Annotated in this window: 13 protein-coding genes; 7 read left to right on the top strand and 6 right to left on the bottom strand. The window is 73.9% G+C overall.

Annotation, left to right across the window (positions count from 1 at the left end; all coding sequences use genetic code 11):
• Positions 1 to 5: 5 nt before the first annotated feature.
• Positions 6 to 3734, bottom strand: coding sequence for a chemotaxis protein CheB (locus ADEH_RS16450; protein ID WP_041453618.1), 3729 nt, complete (start codon positions 3732 to 3734; stop codon positions 6 to 8).
• A 322-nt stretch (positions 3735 to 4056) separates the two neighbouring features.
• Between ADEH_RS16450 and ADEH_RS16445 the strand changes: the two genes are divergently transcribed.
• From ADEH_RS16445 to ADEH_RS16425, 5 genes are all read left to right on the top strand, one after another.
• Complete coding sequence (locus ADEH_RS16445) at positions 4057 to 4449, top strand: hypothetical protein (protein WP_011422232.1); 393 nt, start codon at positions 4057 to 4059, stop codon at positions 4447 to 4449.
• Positions 4439 to 5923 (top strand): ATPase domain-containing protein, encoded by a 1485-nt coding sequence (locus tag ADEH_RS16440; RefSeq protein WP_011422231.1) that lies wholly within the window; start codon positions 4439 to 4441, stop codon positions 5921 to 5923. The genes ADEH_RS16445 and ADEH_RS16440 overlap by 11 nt, the downstream gene beginning before the upstream one ends.
• A complete protein-coding gene (locus ADEH_RS16435) occupies positions 5920 to 7146 on the top strand; it encodes a GAF domain-containing sensor histidine kinase (RefSeq protein ID WP_011422230.1) in 1227 nt (408 codons plus the stop codon). Before ADEH_RS16440 ends, ADEH_RS16435 begins: the two co-directional genes overlap by 4 nt.
• A 153-nt stretch (positions 7147 to 7299) precedes the next feature.
• Positions 7300 to 10125 carry a cation-translocating P-type ATPase gene (locus tag ADEH_RS16430; RefSeq protein ID WP_011422229.1) on the top strand — a complete coding sequence of 942 codons (2826 nt, stop codon included), beginning with the start codon at positions 7300 to 7302 and terminating at the stop codon, positions 10123 to 10125.
• A 91-nt stretch (positions 10126 to 10216) separates the two neighbouring features.
• Positions 10217 to 12526, top strand: a complete 2310-nt coding sequence (locus ADEH_RS16425; protein WP_011422228.1) for a nitric-oxide reductase large subunit — start codon at positions 10217 to 10219, stop codon at positions 12524 to 12526.
• A gap of 27 nt (positions 12527 to 12553) precedes the next feature.
• Here ADEH_RS16425 and ADEH_RS16420 read toward each other — a convergent pair whose 3' ends face one another.
• Positions 12554 to 13372, bottom strand: a complete 819-nt coding sequence (locus ADEH_RS16420) for an alpha/beta fold hydrolase (RefSeq protein WP_011422227.1) — start codon at positions 13370 to 13372, stop codon at positions 12554 to 12556.
• 398 nt (positions 13373 to 13770) lie between these two features.
• On the opposite strand from ADEH_RS16420, the gene ADEH_RS16415 reads away from it, so the two are divergent.
• Positions 13771 to 13974 carry a cold-shock protein gene (locus tag ADEH_RS16415; protein WP_011422226.1) on the top strand — a complete coding sequence of 68 codons (204 nt, stop codon included), beginning with the start codon at positions 13771 to 13773 and terminating at the stop codon, positions 13972 to 13974.
• A gap of 173 nt (positions 13975 to 14147) precedes the next feature.
• Complete coding sequence (locus ADEH_RS16410) at positions 14148 to 14369, top strand: hypothetical protein (RefSeq protein ID WP_011422225.1); 222 nt, start codon at positions 14148 to 14150, stop codon at positions 14367 to 14369.
• A 16-nt stretch (positions 14370 to 14385) separates the two neighbouring features.
• Here ADEH_RS16410 and ADEH_RS16405 read toward each other — a convergent pair whose 3' ends face one another.
• From ADEH_RS16405 to ADEH_RS16390, 4 genes are all read right to left on the bottom strand, one after another.
• The gene (locus ADEH_RS16405; RefSeq protein ID WP_011422224.1) at positions 14386 to 15414 is read right to left on the bottom strand and encodes an NADP-dependent oxidoreductase; all 1029 of its coding nucleotides are present in this window, start codon (positions 15412 to 15414) and stop codon (positions 14386 to 14388) included.
• Between the two features lie 138 nt (positions 15415 to 15552).
• Positions 15553 to 16191 (bottom strand): trimeric intracellular cation channel family protein, encoded by a 639-nt coding sequence (locus tag ADEH_RS16400; protein WP_011422223.1) that lies wholly within the window; start codon positions 16189 to 16191, stop codon positions 15553 to 15555.
• A complete protein-coding gene (locus ADEH_RS16395; RefSeq protein WP_011422222.1) occupies positions 16188 to 17450 on the bottom strand; it encodes a M20 family metallopeptidase in 1263 nt (420 codons plus the stop codon). The genes ADEH_RS16400 and ADEH_RS16395 overlap by 4 nt, the downstream gene beginning before the upstream one ends.
• 102 nt (positions 17451 to 17552) lie before the next feature.
• Positions 17553 to 18470 (bottom strand): LysR family transcriptional regulator, encoded by a 918-nt coding sequence (locus tag ADEH_RS16390; protein ID WP_011422221.1) that lies wholly within the window; start codon positions 18468 to 18470, stop codon positions 17553 to 17555.
• Positions 18471 to 18580: the final 110 nt, after the last annotated feature.

Raw genomic sequence — 18580 nt, 5'->3', positions numbered from 1 at the left:
GCGCGTCACGGCGGCGCGCCGCCGCCCGGTGACGCCGGCGGTGGCGCACGATCGATGGCCTCCTGCACCCCCTCGAGGGTCGTGGGCTTGGTCAGGTGCGCGTCGAACCCGGCCTCGGCGGCGCGCCGATGGTCATCCGGGAGCGCGTAGCCGGTGAGCGCGATCAGGAGCGTGTTCCTGAGGCCGGGCTCGCGGCGGAGCGCCCTCGCGACCGCGTAGCCGTCCATCTCCGGGAGCCCGATGTCGCAGAGCACGACCTCCGGCGTGAGCTCGTGCGCTCGACGGATCCCTTGCGGACCGTCGTGCGCGACGGCCACCTCGTGGCCCTCCAGCTCGAGCGCGAGCCGCAGGCTCTCCGCGGCATCGACGTTGTCCTCGATCACCAGGATGCGGCGCGGTCGCGGCGGCGCCGCCGCCGGTGCGACCGCGACCCCTGCCGGCGCTGCCACGAGCGGGAGCCGCACGGTCACCTCGGTGCCCATCCCCTTGCCGCCGCTCGACAGCGCGATCGTGCCGCCGTGCGTCTCGACGAGCCCCTTCACGAGCGCGAGGCCGAGCCCGAGCCCGCCGAGGCGGCGATCGAGGGTCGTGTCGGCCTGCGAGAACGGCTGGAACAGGCGCGGGATCATCGCGGGATCGACCCCGACGCCGGTGTCCCGGACGCGCAGCACCGCGACGGGATCGGCGGCCTCGAGGGACAGCCGGACCGAGCCGCCGCCGGGCGTGAACTTCGCCGCGTTCTGGAGCACGTTTCCGATCACCTGCGCGAGGCGGGTCGAGTCCCCCTCGACCCACACCGGCTCGTGCGGGAGCGCGACCTCGAGCGCCACCTCACGTGTGGTGAAGGTGACCCGGTGGTCCTCGGCCGTACGCCGCGCGAGCTCGCGGAGGTCCAGCGGCCGGCGCTCGACCTGGAGCTTGCCGTTCGCGATCCGCGTCACGTCGAGGAGGTCGTCCACGAGCCGGGCGAGGTACCCCACCTGGCGGGCGATGATCGCGTGCGCCTTGGCCGCCGCGCCGGTGTCCGCCGTCCCATGCTCGAGGACGTGGAGGCTGCTCAGGATGGGCGCGAGCGGGTTCCGGAGCTCGTGCGACAGGACGGCGAGGAACTGGTCCTTCCTCCGGTCCTCGTCTCGGAGCGACTGCTCCGCGCGCTCGCGCTCCTCCACCGCCCGCCGCAGGGCCGCCTCCGTCTCCTTCAGCTGGGTGATGTCGATGAAGGAGACCACCACCCCCGCGATCACGTTGGATGGGGTGCGGTACGGGTTCATCCGCATGAGGAACGACCGCTTCTCGTCCACCAGCCCGACGGTGCGCTCGATGGGCGCGAGGGTCTCGAGCACCCTCGCCACCTCCTGGGGCACGCCCTGGGCGTCGAACCGGGCCGCGAAGTCGGACAGCGGCCGCCCCACGTCGCCGTCGGCGAGCCGGAAGACCGCCGTCGCGGCCGGCGTGAACCGCGCGATCCGGGATTGACGGTCGAGGAAGATGGTCGCGATCTGCGTGCTCTGGAACAGGTTCTGGATGTCGCCGTAGAGCAGCTCGAGCTCGTCCACCTTCTTGTTCAGCTCGGCGTTGAGGGTGTTGAGCTCCTCGTTCACCGACTGCAGCTCCTCCTGGGAGGTCTGGAGCTCCTCGTTGGCGGAGTGCATCTCCTCGTTCATCGCCTGCAGCTGCTCGTTGGAGCTGCGGAGCGCCTCGTTCGCGTTCTCGAGCTCCTCGATCGTGACCTGGAGGCGCTCCTGGGTGCTCTCGAGGTCGCGCTGGAGCTGCTGGTGGCGCTCCAGCGTCGGCGCGTCGAGCGGCGTGCCGTGCGCGATGGGAACGGACTGCAGCTCCTCGAACACGACGAGGAACAGCTCGTCTGGATCCCGCTCCGAGGGAGGGAGCGGCCGGACGACGATGTTCAGCCGGCGCTGGACGCCCTCCGCCTCCACCACCACGTCCTTGTACGTGACGGGCTTCGCCTGGCGCGCGGCGTTGTGGAGGGCGGCGGAGAGCTCGACCCGGAGCTCGCGCCGGGCGACGTGCATCAGGTTCGTCGAGGGGGCGCCGGCGCGGGGGGGCAGGAAGAAGGCCAGCTTCGTCCCCCAGTAGTACCGGATCTCGCCGCGGGCATCGACCACCACCGACGGCGGCGCGTACTCCTCGAGCACGATGCTGCGCGAGCGATCGGCGGCGCTCCTCACCTCGGGATCGCCCCGCCGGCTGGGCGCCGCCAGCTCGAGGGGCAGCGCCCGCCTCCCCGGCGGAAGGATCGCCGGGCGCCGGTCCACCTCGCGCCGGCGGAACACGCGCTCCGTCTTGTCCACGACCTCGAACAGCTCCAGCTCCTGCGCGTCGATCATCTCGGCCTTGCCGAGGAGCAGGTAGCCGCCCGGGCGGAGCGCGTAGTGGAGGAGCTCGATGACCCGCTTCTGGAGCGCGGGCTCCAGGTAGATGAGCAGGTTGCGGCAGGACACGAGGTCCATCCGCGAGAACGGCGGATCCCTGACGAGATCGTGCTCCGTGAAGATGCAGAGGTCGCGGAGCGGCCGCGTGACCGAGTACGAGTCCCCGCGCCTCGTGAAGAACCGGGCCAGCCGCTCGGCGCTCACCTGCCGCTCGACGACGCTCGTGTACTGGCCGCGCCGCGCCTCCGCGAGGGCCGAGGCGTCGATGTCCGTCGCGAAGACCTGGATCTGCGGCGGGCGCGGCAGCTCGTCGCCGCGCTCGCAGAAGAGGATCGCGAGCGAGTAGGCCTCCTCGCCGGAGGAGCAGGCCGGCACCCAGAGCCGGACTCCCTCGGCCCGTCGGCGCTTCAGGAGGTCGGGGATCACGACCTGCTCGAGCACCCGGAATGGCGCGTCGTCCCGGAAGAAGCTCGTCACGTTGATCGTCAGGTCCTCGGCGAGGAGGCGGGTCTCGTCGGCGTCCCCCTGGAGCAGGGCGGCGTACTCCCGGACGGTGCCGACCCCGGTGGCGGCCATCCGCCGGTGGAGCCGGCGGAGGATCGTGGTCCGCTTGTAGCGGCTGAAGTCGTGTCCCGTCGTCCGGCCGACCGCCTCGAGCGCCTGCCCGAGGCCCTCCGCCTCGCCCCGCGCGCTCTCGGGCGGATGGTGCCGCCGCTCGGCGGCGAGCTTGACGAGCGCTGCCGGGATCTCCTCGGCGGGGAGGACCTGCTCCACCATCCCCGTCGCGATCGCGGCGGCGGGCATGCTCTCGTACCGGGCGTCGCCGGGGGCCTGCGCGAAGGTCCGGCCGCCGTGGCGCTTCACGGCAGCGATGCCGAGCGCACCGTCGGAGCCCGTCCCCGAGAGCACGATGCCGACGGCGTTCTCGCGCTGGTCCTCCGCGAGCGAGGTCAGGAAGGTGTTCACCAGCAGGCGAGCACCCTTGTGGTCGAAGGGGACGAGCCGCAGGGCGCCGCGCTCCACGACGAGCCCCGCCGCCGGTGGGATGACGTACACGTGATCGCGCTCGATGCGCTTCCCCTCCGACGCGAGCTCGACCGGCAGCTGCGTGGCCCGCGCCAGGATGTCGGCGAGGCTGCTCTCGTGCTCCGGGGAGAGGTGCTGCACGACGACGTAGGCGAGGCCGCTGTCCGGCGGTACCCGCCGGAGGAAGCGCTCGAGCGCCTCGAGGCCGCCAGCCGAGGCGCCGATGCCGACGACGAGGAGACGCTCGCCCTCCCTGGCGCGCCACTCGGCTTCTTGCGCGTCGCTCGCGGCAGGCTCGGGCTTCGGCGTGGCCATGGTCAAGCCTCGGTGCTCCGTGCTCGGCGGGTGAGAAGCAGCCAGCCCGGCGGTGAGGGGTGGTGCGGCTGCACGCCTCCCGCCCACCGGCGGCGATCCGACTGTCTGCACCTGCGTGGCTCCAGATCTTAGTGCGCACCCGAGGTGCCGTCCCGGTCGCAGGGGGCGTGCCGGCGTGTGCCCGCTCCGGCGATCCCCCGTTCGCGCCGCCCCGGCCCGTGCTCGGCGGCCCCGGCTGGCTTCTTGGGGCAGCCCGCGCGGCTGCGGACCGGGGTGGTAGCGTGACGCCTCACGACGCGAGCTTCACCCGGAGTGCCGCGGCATGTCGTCCCCGAGCCGAGAGCCTGCTTCGCCCCGCCGCGCGTCCGCCGCCGAGCTGTTCCAGCGGCTGTGGGACGAGGTGGCGGACCTCGTCGGCTCGGCGGCGACCGCCGCGCTGCTACGGCGGGCGCTGAAGCGTGCATCGGCGAAGCAGCCGGAGCTCGCCGCGGTCGTCCTGAGGCGCGAGGGGCTCGGGTACGCCTGGGTGCTCCCCGGCGCGTGGCACGACCCCGCGCAGCGCGACGCCGTCGAGCAGCTGCGGAGGCTGGTGCGCGACGATCTCCACCCGCTGTTCCGTGAGCTCACCGGACTCGTGATCGCGCGCCGGCTCGCGCAGGCGCCGGAGCTGGTCGAGGCGGGCCTCGCCGGCGAGGAGGCGAACGATGAGCGGTGACGGCCAGGCGCTTCGGCTCGAGCGCGTCAGCACCGGCGTCGAGGGGCTCGACCAGGTCCTGGGCGGCGGCATCCCGGCGAAGTCGATCACGGTCGTCTCGGGCGAGCCCGGATCCGGGAAGACGGTCCTCGCCCTCCAGATGCTGTTCCACGCGGCCCGCCAGGGGAAGCGCTCGCTCTACTTCACCACGCTCTCCGAGCCGTCGCTGAAGCTCGTGCGGCACATGCAGGGGTTCCGCTTCTTCGACCCCCGGCTCCTCGACGAGAAGGTCCGCATCGTGGACCTCGGCTCGAGGCTCCGCGCCCACGACCCGGCGGCCGCGCTCGCGACGGTCGTCGAGCGCGTCGAGGAGAGCGAGCCCGACCTCGTCGTGATCGACAGCTTCAAGGCGCTGCACGATCTGTCCAGGGAGCCGGAGCGGGAGCGCACCCTCACCTACGACTTCGCGGTCCAGATGGCGAGCTGGGGCGCGACGACGCTCCTCGTCGGCGAGTACGCGGCCGCCGACGCGGGGCAGCTGCCGGAGTTCGCGATCGCCGATGGCATCGTGCGGCTCGGGACGGCGCCGCAGGACCTGAACCGCATCCGCGAGCTGGAGATCCAGAAGCTCCGCGGCTCCGCGTTCGTGCCCGGCGTCCACCTCTTCGAGATCGGCGGGGACGGCATCTCGTTCTTCCCGCGCGTCAGCTCGCCGGCGGCCCCCGCCGCCGCCGAGCCACCCCCCGGGGCGCAGCGCGCGCTGCTGTCCACCGGCGTCGCGCAGCTCGACGCCCTCTTCCACGGCGGCATCCCGCCGGCGAGCAGCACCACCGTCATGGGCGGGACGGGAACCGGCAAGACGCTGCTCGGGCTCCACTTCCTGGTGGAGGGCGCGCGCCGCGGTGAGCCGGGCGTGCTGTTCACGCTCGAGGAGACCCCCGACCAGCTCCGGGACATCGCGAGCAAGTTCCCGTTCGGCTTCGCGGGGCTCGAGGAGCAGGGGCTCGTACACCTCCGCTACGCGCCGCCCATCGAGCTCTCCACCGACCGCTTCCTCCACGAGGTGCGCCGGGAGGTCGAGCGCCTCGGCGCGAGGCGCGTCGTCATCGACAGCCTCACGAGCCTGGCGCTCGGGGCCGTCTCGGAGCGCCGGTACCGCGAGCTCGTCTACGCGCTCGCGAAGCACCTGCGCGGGGCCGGCGCGACGCTGGTGATGACGCTCGAGATCACCGAGCTCCTCGGGACCGGGCAGCTGTCCGGCCACGGCGTGTCGTTCGCGAGCGACAACGTCGTCCAGCTCCGCTACGTCGAGCTCGGCGGCCGGCTCGACCGCGCCGTGTCGGGCATCAAGGCGCGCGGCGTCGATGTGAACACCGAGGTGCGCGGGATGACCATCGGGCCGGGCGGCGTGGACGTCTCGGAGCGGGCGCCGTTCAAGGAGCTGCGCGGCGTGCTCACCGGCATCCCCGTCGCGGCCGGGAAGCCCACGCCGTGACCTCGCTCCCCACGGCCTCGGTCCTCGCCGACCTCGCGCACGCGCTCGAGTCCGGTCAGGACGCGGAGGCGCGTGTCCGGCGGGCGCTCGCTGCCCTCCGCCGCCTCGTACCCCACGATCGGTGCGCGCTCGTGAACGCCACGGCGGCGGCCGCGCCGCGGCTCCTGCTCGAGCCGCCGCTCCCCGAGCCCGCGCGCCGGCGCCTGGAGACCAAGGCGGAGGCGCTGCTCGCGTCGCTCTTCGACCACGGCCCTGCCGCGGTCCCGTCGATCCCCGCCGGGCCGACGTCGCACCTCGCGGTGCCGCTCGTCGCGCTGGACGCGGTCGCCGGCGTCCTCGTGGTCGAGCGCGACGACGGCGCGTACGGTGAACAGGATCTCCAGTTGCTCTCGGTGGTCGCCTCGCTGCTCGGCGCCTACCTCGCGTCCCTCCGGCTGCACGACGAGGAGCGCCGGGTCGCGCAGGAGCTCCGTGACGCGATCGGCAGGCGGACCCACTTCCTGAGCATGCTCTCGCACGAGCTCCGGAACCCGCTCGGCTCCATCGGCAACGCGCTTCACCTGCTCGACCGCGTGGCGCCAGGCAGCGAGCGCGCAGCGAGCGCGCGCGCCATCATGGGCCGGCAGTTCGGTCACCTGACGAGGCTCGTGAACGACCTGCTCGACGCGACTCGCCTCGCGAGCGGCAAGGTGCAGGTCCGCCGGGCGCGAATGGATCTCGCCGAGATCGTCCGCCGGACCGTGGACGACCACAGATCCCTGTTCGTCCGCGGCGATCTCGACCTGCGGGTGGCCGACGGGCCGCTGTGGGTGGACGGCGACGCCGTCCGGCTCGCGCAGGTGGTCGGCAACCTGCTCTCCAACGCGGCCAAGTTCGCGGGCCCCGGCGGGCGGACCGAGGTGTCGGTCGCGCGCGAGGAGCCGGGGATCGCGGTCGTGCGCGTCCGCGACGACGGGGTCGGGATCGCGCCGGAGGTCCGCTCCCGCCTCTTCGAGCCGTTCGCCCAGGGGGCCGACACGTTCGATCGCAATCGAGGCGGGCTCGGGCTCGGGCTCGCGCTCGCGAAGGGGCTGGTGGACCTCCACGGCGGCACCATCGCCGCCGGCGGCGACGACGGGGGCCGCGGCACCGAGCTCGTCGTCAGGCTCCCGCTCCTGCCGGAGACGCACGCCGCGACGGCGCCCGCGTCCGGGGGGATGGCGGATCGAGCAACCGTCCCCTGAGCTGGGAGAGGTCGTGCCGGTGGGCGCCGGCCCTGCTGCGCAATGCCCCACCCCCCATGTCGGCGCCCGGATCCGGCCGCGGCCGGCGTACGTTGACGCGGACCCACGGCCGCGGCAGGGGCCCGGTGGCCGCGGTGGGCAAGAGCCACGGACATGGTCGCACTCCCGGAAGCCGCCGCCGCGCCCCAGGATCGCCCGCCGTACCGCCGCAGCGCCCGCGACGTCGTCGCCTCGCTCGCCGGGGACGCGAAGCGCGGGCTGACGGACGGAGAGGCGCGGGACCGACTCCGGCGGTACGGGCGGAACGAGCTGCCGTCCGCGCCGCCCGTCCCGGCCTGGCGCCGGTTCCTCGCCCAGTTCAAGGACGTCCTCACCGGCCTCCTGCTCGTCGCGACCGCGGTGTCGTTCGCCGCCTGGTGGCTCGAGCCCGAGGGGCCCGTGCCGTACGAGGCGCTCACCATCCTCGCGGTCGTGCTCCTGAACGGCGTGCTCGGGTTCGCGCAGGAGAGCCGCGCCGAGCAGGCGCTGGCGGCGCTCGAGGCGATGTCGGCCCCGAGCGCCCGCGTGCTGCGCGACGGCGAGCAGCGGATGGTGCCGACGCCCGAGCTCGTGCCGGGCGACCTGCTCCTGCTCGAGGAGGGCGACACGATCGCGGCGGACGCGCGGGTGGTCGAGTCCATCGCGCTCCGCGCCGCCGAGTCGGCGCTCACCGGCGAGAGCACCGCCGCCTCGAAGGACCCCGCGCCGCTCGCCGACGAGGTGGGGATCGGCGATCGGACGAACATGGTGTTCAGCGGGACGGCGATCGCGGCGGGGCGTGGCCGCGCGGTGGTCACCGGCACCGGGCGGGCCACCGAGATCGGCAGGATCGCGGCCTCCCTGCAGGCGACGGAGGAGGCCCCGACGCCGCTGCAGAAGGAGCTCGACCGGGTGGGGAAGCTGCTCGGCGCGGCGGTGGTCGCGATCGCCGTCGTGATCGGCGCGACGCTGGTGCTGGTGGAGCACCTGAGCGCGCTGGCGGACCTCCTGGACGTGCTGCTGCTCGCGGTGTCGCTCGCGGTGGCGGCGGTGCCGGAGGGCCTCACCGCCATCACCACCATCGTGCTGTCGCTCGGGACGCGGCGCATGGCGGAGCGGAACGTCATCGTCCGCAAGCTGTCGTCGGTCGAGACGCTCGGCTCGACCACCACCATCTGCTCGGACAAGACCGGGACGCTCACCCGCAACGAGATGACGGTCCGCGCCGTGGTGACGGCGAGCGGCCGCGTGGACCTCACCGGGACCGGCTACGATCCGGCGGGCGAGGTGCAGCAGGGCGGGAAGCCGGTCGAGGACCCGGCGCTGCTGGAGGAGGTGTCCCGGACGCTGGCGGCCGGGGAGCTGGCGAACAACGCGGCGCTCCGCCAGGAAGGCGGGCGCTGGACGGTCCAGGGCGATCCGACGGAGGGCGCGCTGGTCGTCGCGGCGCGGAAGGTCGGCCACGCGTCGGAGGCGCTCCACGGCCGCTACCCGCGCGTCGGCGAGGTGCCGTTCTCGTCCGAGCGCAAGCTCATGAGCACGGCCCACACCGACGCCCAGGACCCGGGCCGGACGATGGTCTTCTCCAAGGGCGCGCCCGACGTGCTGCTGGCGCGCTGCACCGAGGAGCGCGTCGGCGCGGGGACGCGACCGCTCACGCCGGCCCGCCGCGAGGAGCTCGGGCGCGCGGTGGACGCGCTCGCCGCGGAGGCGCTGCGCACGCTCGGCGTCGCCTACCGCGCCCTCGGCCGCGACGCGGCGGCGGAGGCGGTGACCGAGGAGCTGGAGCAGGCGCTCGTGTTCCTCGGGGTGGTGGGGATGATCGACCCGCCGCGGCCCGAGGCACGCGACGCGGTCGCGCGGGCGAAGCGCGCCGGGGTGCGTCCCGTCATGATCACCGGCGACCACCCGGCCACGGCCTCCGCGATCGCGGCGGAGCTCGGGATCGCGGCGCCCGGCGCCGCGGCGGTCACCGGCACGGCGCTGCAAGGGATGGACGAGGCGGAGCTGCGCGACACCGTGCGCGAGGTCGCGGTCTACGCCCGCGTCGCCCCGGAGCACAAGCTGCGGATCGTCCGGGCGCTGCACGCGAACGGCGAGATCGCCGCGATGACCGGCGACGGCGTGAACGACGCGCCGGCGCTGAAGGCCGCCGACATCGGCGTGGCGATGGGGATCACCGGCACCGACGTGGCGAAGGGCGCCGCGGACATGGTGCTGGCCGACGACGACTTCGCGTCGATCGTGGCCGCGGTGGAGGAGGGGCGGTCGATCTTCGCCAACATCCAGCGCTTCCTCCGCTTCCTGCTGTCGTCGAACATCGGCGAGGTGCTGGTCATGTTCCTGGGCGTGGTCTTCGCCGGGACGATCGGCCTCGTGCCGGAGCAGGGCTCCGCGCTGGTGGTGCCGCTCCTCGCCACGCAGATCCTGTGGATCAACCTGCTGACCGACTCCGGGCCGGCGCTGGCGCTTGGGGTCGAGCCGCCCGATCACGACGTGATGCTGAGGCCGCCGCGCGATCCACGCAGCCGCGTCCTCCCCGGCCGCGCCTGGCTCGACATCGTCTTCATCGGCGTCGTCATGGCGGTCGGCACGCTGCTGGTGATGGACTGGGAGCTCCCCGGCGGCCTCGTCTCCGGCGCGGACGCGGGGCAGGGGATCGGTCGCGCGCGGACGATGGGCTTCACGACGCTCGTGTTCTTCCAGCTCTTCAACACCTTCAACTGCCGCTTCGAGCACCACAGCACGTTCCACCGGCTCTTCGCGAACCGGTGGCTGTGGCTGGCGGTGGCCGGCTCGGCGGCGCTGCAGGTCGCGGTCGTCCACCTGCCCTTCCTGCAGCGCCCGTTCCGCACCGTCCCGCTCGACGCCGGCGACTGGCTCCTCTGCGTCGCCGTGGCGAGCTCCGTCGTCTGGATCGGCGAGCTGAAGAAGCGGGTCCTGCGCGGTCGCCGGGGCTGAGGCCTCGCTCGGGGGGCTTCCCCCTCGGGGCGGAGCCTTGCCGGGCGGCCGCCCGGTCGCCAGCGTCAGGCGTTCGCCTCGAGGAGACCGCATGCGCCGAGGACTGCTCGTCTCCAGGGCGTGGCCGCAGGCCGCGCTCCTCGTCATGGTCGTCGGGTTCGGGATCCTCGGCGTCCTCGCCTACCGGACCTACACGGCCTCGCCCCCCATCCCGGAGAAGACCGTCGATCCGCGCGGCCGGGTGGTGTTCGACCGCGAGGACATCCTCGCGGGCCAGGAGCTGTTCCTCACCCGCGGCCTGATGGACTACGGCTCGGTGCTCGGGCACGGCGGCTACCTCGGCCCGGACTTCACCGCCGAGTACCTGCGGCGGTCGGCCCGCTTCGTCGCCGCGCGGAACGGCGAGTCGGAGCGGGAGGGGGGCCCGCGGACGTGGGCCGAATTCCGCGAGAACCGCTACGACCCGGCCACGGGGGTGCTGCGGTTCACCGAGGGCCAGGCGGCGGCGTTCGAGCACGCGCGCGAGTCGCTGCGCGCGTTCTTCTCGCAGCCGAGCGCGAGGACGGGGCTCTCGCCGGGGCTCGTCTCGAGCCCCGAGGACCTCCGGCAGCTGACGGCGTTCTTCGCGTGGACCGCCTGGGCCGCCTCCGCGCAGCGCCCCGGCGCCGACTACTCGTACACGAACAACTGGCCCCCCGAGCCGCTCGTCCTGAACCGCCCCACAGGCTCGATGGTGGTGTGGAGCGTGCTCTCGCTGGTGGCGCTGCTCGGCGGGACCGGGCTCCTCTTCGCCGCGTTCGGCCGGTGGCGGTTCCTCGGCTGGCAGGGGCGCGAGACCCAGACGCTCACGTTCCGCCGGCCGCAGGACGTCCCCCTCACGCCGGGCCAGCGCGCCACCGGGTGGTACTTCCTCGTGATGGCGCTGCTGTTCCTCGCCCAGACGCTGGCCGGCGGCGCGTCGCAGCACTACCGCGCCGAGCTGGAGGGCTTCTTCGGCATCGACCTGGCGGCGCTGCTCCCGTTCAACGTGGTCCGCACCTGGCACCTGCAGCTCGCCATCTTCTGGGTGGCGACGTCCTACCTCGCGGCCGGCATCTTCGTCGCGCCGATGATCGCCGGGCGCGAGCCCCGCGGGCAGCGGACGCTCGCGTTCGCGCTGCTCGGGGCGCTCGCGGTGGTGGTGGTGGGCAGCCTGCTCGGCGAGCTGGCCGGGATCCACGGCTGGATCCGCGGCTACTGGCTCGGGAACCAGGGGTTCGAGTACCTGGAGCTCGGGCGCTTCTGGCAGGTGCTCCTCGTCGCCGGGCTCTTCGCCTGGGCGGCCATGCTGTACCGGACGCTCCGGCCGCGCCTCGTCCGCGAGCACCTCGGCAACATGCCCTGGCTCTTCTTCTTCGCCGCGCTCGCGATCCCGGCGTTCTACGCGGTGGGCCTGCTCGCGCACCCGCGCGCCCACTTCACCGTCACCGACTACTGGCGGTTCTGGGTGGTGCACCTGTGGGTCGAGGACTTCCTCGAGCTCTTCACCACGGCGATCGTCGCCTACCTCTTCGTCCTGCTCGGCGTGGTCGCGGAGAAGGCGGCGGTGCGGCTGGTCTACCTCGAGATCATCCTCTACTCGGTGGGCGGCGTGGTCGGGACGATGCACCACGTGTACTTCTCCGGCGAGCCGGCCGAGCACATGGCGCTCGGCGCGTTCTTCTCCGCCGCGGAGGTCATCCCGCTCACGTTCCTCACCGTCGAGGCCTGGAGCTTCCTGTCGCTCGCGAAGGCGCAGCAGCGCGAGGGCGCGGCGCCGTTCCCGCACCGCTGGGCGGTCATGTTCCTCGCGGCGGTGGGCTTCTGGAACTTCGTGGGCGCGGGGATCTTCGGCTTCCTCATCAACCTCCCCATCGTCTCCTACTACCAGATCGGCACCGCGCTCACCGCGAACCACGGGCACGCCGCCATGATGGGCGTGTACGGCATGCTGGCGGTGGCGCTGGCGCTCTTCGCGGTCCGCTACCTGGTCGCGCCGGAGCGCTGGTCCGAGCGGCTCGCCGGGGTGAGCTTCTGGTCGCTCAACCTCGGGCTCGGCTGGATGGTGTTCGCGACGCTCTTCCCGATCGGCGTGCTCCAGCTCTACCGGTCGGTGACGGTCGGGTACTTCGAGGCGCGCCAGCTCGAGTACGTGACGGCGCGCCCGCTCACGTTCTTCGAGTGGTGGAGGCTCCCGGGCGACGCGCTCTTCATCGTGGGCGGCGTGCTGCCGCTCGTGGTGCTGTGTTGGCGGGGGATCCGGGCGGCGCCGCGTCCCACCACCGCGCCGGCCGGAGAGAGCCCGCTCTTCAGCGACGTGGACGGCCCCGGCGCGGCGGCCGAGGGGGCGTCCGGAGGGCACGCCGCGCCGCGGAGGCTGTGAGCGCGCCGAGCGGCTGCGCGCGCGTCGTCACCCGCCTTCCGCGGCGAGGAACGGCTCGACGGCCGCGGTCATGGCCGGCGACTCGAACACCTCGTAGTGGGTGAGGCCGGGCAGGATCGCGAGCCGCGCCTTCGACACGCCGCTCCGGTCGAGGCCGCCGTCGCGGTGGCCGCCGCCGAGCAGCTGGAAGAACTGGACGACGTGCTCGGGCCGGACGGCGTCGGCGTCGCCGAAGACGAGCAGGGTGGGTGCGGCGAGGCGCGCGAGCTCCGCCGACCAGTCGTAGGGCCGGGTCCCGAGCTCGCCCATCTTGTCGAGCAGGTCCGGGAAGCGCTCGGGCTGCGGGGCGATGGCGGCGTACGTCTGGTAGGCGGGCGACGGTCGCATCGGCCCGGCGAGCGCGCGCCCGAGGTGCTGGAACCCCACCTTCACCTCGGGGTACCACCCGGTGTCCGCGAACGGCACCGAGACCAGCACCAGCCGGCGAACGCGCTCCGGGTGCTGGACCGCGGTCCGGAGCGCGACGCCGCCGCCGAACGAATAGCCGAGGACGTCGGCGCGCGGGATCCGGAGGTGGGCGAGCAGCGCGGCGACGTCGTCGGCGAGCCGCTCGAACCGCAGCGGGCGATCCACGTCGGCGGTGCGGCCGTGGGCCTGCAGGTCCACCGAGATCACCTGCCGGTGCGCGGCGAGGCGCTCGGCGACCGGCGCGTCGAGCGCCGTGTTGTGCAGGCCGCCGTGCAGCACCACCAGCGGCGTGCCGCCGGCGCCGCGGATCTCGTAGTAGAGGCGAAGGCCGTCCACGTCGGCGTATCCGGAGGAGGGCGGGCGTGCGGGGGCGGTCATGGCGGTCTTCTCGGGGGCGAAGGGGGGCGGGGTGCCGGTCGCCGCGCAGGCGCAGAAAATCGTGGCGAGGACGGCGCCGGCGTGGGTTGCCGTGCGCGCCCCGGCGCGGTGACGGTGCGCGGCGACCGCGTCGTGGTGGGTCATCATGTGGCGTTCGACGGCGCGGCCGGCGGGATCTCATCGCGTCGGCCCCGATCGGAGCGCGAGGCGCGAAGCCGCCGGCGCTCACCGCGGCCGCGCGGCCACGGCCGCCTCCGAAGGGGCAACTCACCGCGCGCGGCGCCGCGGGTGGACTTTACAGAAAGTTAAGGCTATACACTCCGCTCCCCGGCCCACTCTGGGCAGGGCGCGAGCGGCGCCACATCGCCGCTCGAGAACGAGAAAGTGTCGTGACATAGATGGCTACCGGTACCGTGAAGTGGTTCAACGATGCGAAGGGCTTCGGCTTCATCACCCAGGACGGCGGCGGCGAGGACGTGTTCTGCCACCACACCGCCATCCAGGCCGAGGGCTTCCGGAGCGTCGCCGAGGGCCAGAAGGTCGAGTTCGACGTCGCCAAGGGCCCGAAGGGCCTGCAGGCGGCCAACGTCCGCCCGCTCTGATCTGCTGACCTGTTGATCCGCTTCGCAGCGGAGACGGAGCCCGGCCTCGACAGGCCGGGCTTCGCCGTTCCTGGGCTCGAGCGCGCCGGCCGCTCGGGCGCGCGCCTACCCGGCAAGGGCCAGTTCCGCGGCGACGAGCGGCGCACGACCCGCTTCGAGCCTACAAGAGAGACATGAACGAGAACTTCGGCGAGATGAAGGCGCGGCTCCGGAAGCTCACCGAGCGGCTCACCGGCGAGCCGGACCGCATGCTCGGGAACCTCGAGTTCGCGCGCGCGGTGAGCCAGGCACAGCGGCTCCTGCGCGACGGGGACCGCACGCGCGAGCCGTCCGAGGCGCTGCGCGCGGCCATCGACAAGGCGGAGCTGCTCGGACGGTCGGTCCGGGAGGGCTGAGCCTCGCGGGCGGGCGTCACTCCGCGACGCGCACGATCACCTTCCCGAAGTTCTTGCCTTCGAGCAGCCCGATGAGCGCAGCCGGCGCGTTCTCCAGGCCGGCGACGACGTCCTCGCGCAGCCTCACCTGGCCGCCGGCGACCCAGGCGCTCATGTCGCGCAGGAACGGCGCGTGGCCGTCCGCGTAGTGGTCCAGGATGATGAAGCCCTGGACGCGGAGGCGCTTCCGGAGCACGAGGGACATGAGCATGGGCAGGCGGTCCGGGCCGGGCGGCGGCGCCTCGTCGTTGTAGTGCGCGATCCCCCCGCACACCGGCACGCGCGCGCCCTCGTTCAGGAGCGGCAGCACGGCGTCGAGCACCGGGCCGCCGACGTTCTCGAAGTACACGTCGATGCCGGCCGGGCAGGCGCCGGCCAGCCGCTCCGCCAGGTGCGGGGCGTGGCGGTCGAGGCAGGCGTCGAAGCCGAGCTCCTCGGTCACGTACCGGCACTTCTCGGCGCCGCCGGTGATGCCGACCGCGCGAGCGCCACGGAGCTTGGCGAGCTGGCCGACCACCGCGCCGACCGCGCCGCTCGCGGCGGCGACGACCACGGTCTCGCCGGGCCTGGGCTGCCCGATGTTCAGCAGGCCGTGATACGCGGTGAACCCGGGCATGCCGAGCACGCCCAGCGCATACGAAGGATGCGCGGTGTCCGCGAGCGGCACGAGATCCTGGCCGTCCGACAGCGCGTAGTCCTGCCACCCCGACGTGCCCAGGACCAGGTCGCCCTCGCGAAGCCGCGGGTGCCTGGAGGCGACCACGCGGCTCACGGTGCCGCCGACCATCGGCTCGTCCAGCGCGGCCGGCGGCGCATAGGAGGGCGCCTCGCTCATGCGACCGCGCATGTACGGGTCGAGCGACAGGTACAGGGTGCGAAGGAGCACCTGGCCGTCCGCCGGCGACGGGACCGGCGCCTCCTCGAGGCGGAAGTCCCGCGGGACGGGCGCGCCGCGCGGGCGGGCGGCGAGGACGATGCGGCGGTTGATCGTGGGGGCCTGCGGCATGACGTGCTCCAGGAGGCGTGGCGGAGAGGCGTCGTCGAGGAAGGGCCTTGCGCAGGGCGAGAGCGTCGCGCCGCCATCCCGACGACCGGAAGTTGGCTCCGCGTATAAGCGGGGGAATGCGCCGATCAAGCGAAAGCACTACGGCGCGCCGGCGACGGGCAGCCGCCAGCCGCGGCGCAGGGCCATGAAGCGGAGGCCGAAGCAGAGGAGCGCGCCGGCGGTCGTGGCGATGGGCGACGGGATCCCGAGCCAGCTCCCGACCACCACCACCGTCGCGCCGGCCAGCGCGGCCACGGCGTAGACCTCCGCCCGGAGCACCGTGGGGACCTCCGCCACCAGCAGGTCGCGCACGACGCCGCCGCCGATCCCGGTCAGCGTGCCGAGGAGCGCGGCCGGGAGCGGCCCGAGGTGGTACACGAGCGCCTTGTGCGTGCCGGCCACCGCGAACAGCGCGAGGCCGGCGGCGTCGAAGAGCTGCACCGGGTTCCGGAGCCGGTCCACCGTGGCGTGCGCGGCGAGCACGACCGCGCCGGCGAGGAGCGAGACCGCGAGGTACCGCCAGTCGGCGAGCGCGGCGGGCGGGATGGCGCCGATGAGCACGTCGCGGAGGATCCCGCCCGAGCTCGCCGCCACCAGGGACAGCACGAGCGCCCCGAAGACGTCGAGCCGGTGCTTCACGGCCGCCGCGGCGCCGCTGAGCGCGAACACGAAGGTGCCGCCCAGGTCGAGCGCCACCGGGAGCACGCCCAGGTCCACCGTGAACTGCGTGACGGTCACGGCGCGAGCCAGCCCATCGCCGCCGACACCGCGGCCTCCACGCCGGTGCGCAGCGTCGGGTGGACCACCGGCGCGAAGCGCGGGTTGTGGTTGGTGGGGAGCTCTCCCATCCGGCCCGCCGCCTGGGCCTTCCGGTAGGTCTCGGGATCCGTCCCGCCCACGAACCAGAACACGGACGGCACGTGCCACTGGGCGCCGAAGCAGCCGAAGTCCTCGCTCGCGGAGGTCGGCGCCACCTCCTGCACGCGCTCCGCCGGGAAGCTCCCGCGGAACCGCTCGACCACGCGGCGGGTCGCCTCCGCGTCGTTCCGGACGGCCCCGTACCGGTCGAGCGGCGTGATCTCGGGCGGCTTCGGCGCCCCCGACGCGGCCGCCTCGGCCTTCACGATGCGCTCGATGGCGGCGAGCACGCGCGTGCGGACGCCCTCGTCGAACGTGCGGACGTTCAGCTTGATGAGCGCCTCGTCGGGGATGACGTTCTCCTTCGTGCCGGCCTGCAGCGCGCCCACGGTGACGACCGCCGCCTCGCTCGCCGCGAGCTCGCGGGAGACGATCGTCTGGAGGCGGAGCACCGTGGCCGCCGCCATCACCACCGGGTCGATGCTGGCCTGGGGCATCGAGCCGTGCGCCCCGCGCCCGAACAGCCGGATCTGCAGGCTGTCGCCGGCGGAGGTCATGACGCCGGCGCGCCAGCCCAGCACGCCCGCTGCGCCGACCATGACGTGCTGCCCGAGCACGACGTCGGGCCTGGGGAAGCGCGAGAACAGCCCGTCGTCGATCATCGCCTGGGCGCCGGTGGCGATCTCCTCGGCCGGCTGGAACACGGCGAGCAGCGTGCCCCGCCAGGCGTCGCGCGCGCGGCCGAACAGCGCCGCCGCGCCGGCCAGCCACGCCACGTGCATGTCGTGGCCGCAGGCGTGCATCACCGGGACCCCCCTGCCTTCCGCGTCGGTCGCCGTGACGTCGCTCGCATAGGGCAGCCCGGTCAGCTCCTTCACCGGCAGCGCGTCCATGTCGGCGCGCAGCATGACGGTGGGGCCGTCGCCGTTGCGGAGCAGGCCGACCACGCCGGTCTTCCCGATCCCGGTCGTCACCTCGTACCCCGCCGCGCGAAGCCGCTCCGCCGCGATCCCGGCGGTCCGGGTCTCCTGCATCGAGAGCTCCGGGTGCGCGTGGAGGTCGGTGTAGAGCCTCTCCAGGTCCGGCAGCAGTCCGTCGAGCGGGGCGAGCAGCCCATCCAACCCTCGAGCGTCCGTCATGTCTCCCTCGCGGTCTCCGTGGAGCGGGCCACGTGCCGCGCCGATCGTAGTCGGCCTCGGCCCACGGCTGGCAACTCAGGCGAGCCTCCTCCTTCGCGGGGCTCAGCCCGCCCGCTGCCTCGGCTTGCCCGCCAGCTCCCGCGCCACGTCCACGAACGCCCTGAGCGCGGGCGACACCTGGGCGCGGCTGGGGAAGTAGAGGAAGAAGCCGGGCACCGCCGCGGCGTACGGCTCGAGGACCAGGCGGAGGCGCCCGCCGCGCAGGTCGTCCTGGAGCTCCGGCTCGAACATGTAGAGGAGGCCGACGCCGGCCACGGCCAGGGCGCGCATCAGCTCGGGGTCGTTCGTGGTCACGGTCCCCCGGACGGGAACGCGCCAGGACTTCCTCCCGCGCTCGAGCTCCCAGGCGTAGAGCCCGCCGTGCGTGCTCGAGCGGATGCACAGGCAGTCGTGCTGGAGCAGGTCCTGCGGCCGCTCCGGCGTCCCGCGCCGCGCGAGGTACGAGGGCGCGCCGGCCACGACGAAGCGGCCGGGCTCGGTCAGGCGCACCTGGATCATGTCCCGCTCGATGGCCTCGGTGAGGCGGATCCCGGCGTCGAGCCCCTCGGCGACGATGTTCACGAACCGGTTCTCCACCCGCACCTCCACCTCGACGCGCGGATGCCGCTCGATGAAGCGGGGCAGCAGGCGGGCGAGGACGGGCGTCACCGCGGTGCTGGGCACGGTGAGCCGCACGCGGCCGGTGACCTCGCCGGGCCGGACCGACACGGTCTTCAGCGACTCCACCGCCTGGTCCACCGCCGCGCCGGCGTTCTCGAGCAGGCGCTGGCCCGCGTCGGTGAGCGCCACCGTGCGCGACGTCCGCGTGAGCAGCGTGACGCCGAGGCGCGCCTCGAGCTGCCGCACCGACTGGCTCAGCGCGGAGGTGGAGACGCCGAGGTCCCGGGCCGCCGCGGCGAAGCTCCGGCGCCGCGCGACCGCGATGAACGAGTTGAGCGCGTTGAGCGGCGTGAAGGCCATGGTGGGCGTCCTCTCCCCGCCGGCGCGGGTGCGGCGGCTGGCCCGATCCTACGATCCCCCGGGCCGCCGCCGGGGACGGAGTCGCGCCCGGAACGCGCATGGGGCGTTCG

Origin of the sequence: Anaeromyxobacter dehalogenans 2CP-C (genome assembly GCF_000013385.1) — a bacterium.
In the GTDB taxonomy this organism is placed as follows: domain Bacteria; phylum Myxococcota; class Myxococcia; order Myxococcales; family Anaeromyxobacteraceae; genus Anaeromyxobacter; species Anaeromyxobacter dehalogenans_B.
This window is presented reverse-complemented; position numbering and strand designations above follow the sequence as displayed.

Coding starts and splice junctions, on each gene's coding strand:
- ADEH_RS16450 (WP_041453618.1), bottom strand. CDS start 3,734: ATGGCCACGCCGAAGCCCGAGCCTGCCGCGAGCGACGCGCAAGAAGCC.
- ADEH_RS16410 (WP_011422225.1), top strand. CDS start 14,148: ATGAACGAGAACTTCGGCGAGATGAAGGCGCGGCTCCGGAAGCTCACC.
- ADEH_RS16390 (WP_011422221.1), bottom strand. CDS start 18,470: ATGGCCTTCACGCCGCTCAACGCGCTCAACTCGTTCATCGCGGTCGCG.
- ADEH_RS16395 (WP_011422222.1), bottom strand. CDS start 17,450: ATGACGGACGCTCGAGGGTTGGATGGGCTGCTCGCCCCGCTCGACGGA.
- ADEH_RS16440 (WP_011422231.1), top strand. CDS start 4,439: ATGAGCGGTGACGGCCAGGCGCTTCGGCTCGAGCGCGTCAGCACCGGC.
- ADEH_RS16415 (WP_011422226.1), top strand. CDS start 13,771: ATGGCTACCGGTACCGTGAAGTGGTTCAACGATGCGAAGGGCTTCGGC.
- ADEH_RS16405 (WP_011422224.1), bottom strand. CDS start 15,414: ATGCCGCAGGCCCCCACGATCAACCGCCGCATCGTCCTCGCCGCCCGC.
- ADEH_RS16420 (WP_011422227.1), bottom strand. CDS start 13,372: ATGACCGCCCCCGCACGCCCGCCCTCCTCCGGATACGCCGACGTGGAC.
- ADEH_RS16430 (WP_011422229.1), top strand. CDS start 7,300: ATGGTCGCACTCCCGGAAGCCGCCGCCGCGCCCCAGGATCGCCCGCCG.
- ADEH_RS16445 (WP_011422232.1), top strand. CDS start 4,057: ATGTCGTCCCCGAGCCGAGAGCCTGCTTCGCCCCGCCGCGCGTCCGCC.
- ADEH_RS16425 (WP_011422228.1), top strand. CDS start 10,217: ATGCGCCGAGGACTGCTCGTCTCCAGGGCGTGGCCGCAGGCCGCGCTC.